At 33.9% G+C, this 963-nt stretch carries 1 protein-coding gene; it reads right to left on the bottom strand.

Going from position 1 to position 963, the window contains the following annotated elements; genetic code table 11:
* Positions 1 to 330: 330 nt before the first annotated feature.
* Positions 331 to 447 (bottom strand): hypothetical protein, encoded by a 117-nt coding sequence (locus tag M0051_RS19545; protein WP_306743255.1) that lies wholly within the window; start codon positions 445 to 447, stop codon positions 331 to 333.
* Between the last annotated feature and the right edge of the window lie 516 nt (positions 448 to 963).

The raw sequence follows: 963 nt of genomic DNA, 5'->3' as shown, positions 1-963 counted from the left end.
GCCCGTTAGCGCCGATGGTACTGCAGAGATGTGGGAGAGTAGGTCGACGCCAACCTTTAAAGAGTCTTATTCCAACTGGAGTGAGACTCTTTTTTTTTGCTTTAAACTTTAGGAGACGAGAAATCTAAAACAACTACTACCTCTTAATAAAGCAATACCTCACATCGAGGTATTAGGCTACCCTGAAGCAAGATATTAGGCTAATGAAGTGCGTGGTATTGTAATACCGCAGCCAATGGTATTGGGCTAATGCAATAGAAAGTATGGGTTCATATGATCCGTATGAAAAAATGGTCTAGCCTGATTGCAACACTAAAAGTACTACCCAATCTAATTGTAAGGTGCGTTTATTTGCAATAATCTAAACCCGCTTCCGTGTATGTTTTCAATGGATAAATCAGGATCAGCTTTTAAGTATTTTCTAAGCTTTGTAATGTATACATCCATACTTCGTGTGGTATAAAAGTTATCATCCCCCCCAAATGCTTTTTAAGGCCGTTTCATAATCAAAGCTTTCTTCAATTTAGGGTATTAATAGATCATTGGTACTAAAGTCTGGAAGAAGAAGATTTGAATTGAAAAATTGAGTGAAAACTTACTGTCTTATCAATGATTTTATATTAGAATGTTTAGTATTTCGATCATTTATAAAATCAATTCTTCACAATTAAAATTTCATTATTTCACATTAACCACCTTACTAAAGATTATAAAAAACACGAATATCTCTTCAAAAAAGGAAAAAGTTAGTCAGCAGTACCTAAATTGCATTTTCAATCTCTTATCTTCTTCATTTTAAAGACAAAAGTGGATATTTTTGAAACATTTGCAACCTTTCTCTTTTCTTGACCCTGATTTATTAAAACCTTTTTCCTGAAAAATTTTTCCATCGGATCTTCAGTGAGTTAGCCTGTTTTGGTTAAAATACTTGAGCTTTTCATTTGGAAAGTCGGGAAAGTATGC

It is taken from the genome of Marinifilum sp. D714 (assembly GCF_030851345.1).
Lineage (GTDB): Bacteria > Bacteroidota > Bacteroidia > Bacteroidales > Marinifilaceae > Marinifilum.
The sequence above is the reverse complement of the archived record's forward strand: the minus strand, read 5'-3'. Positions and strand labels throughout refer to the sequence as shown.

Coding starts and splice junctions, on each gene's coding strand:
- M0051_RS19545 (WP_306743255.1), bottom strand. CDS start 447: ATGGATGTATACATTACAAAGCTTAGAAAATACTTAAAAGCTGATCCT.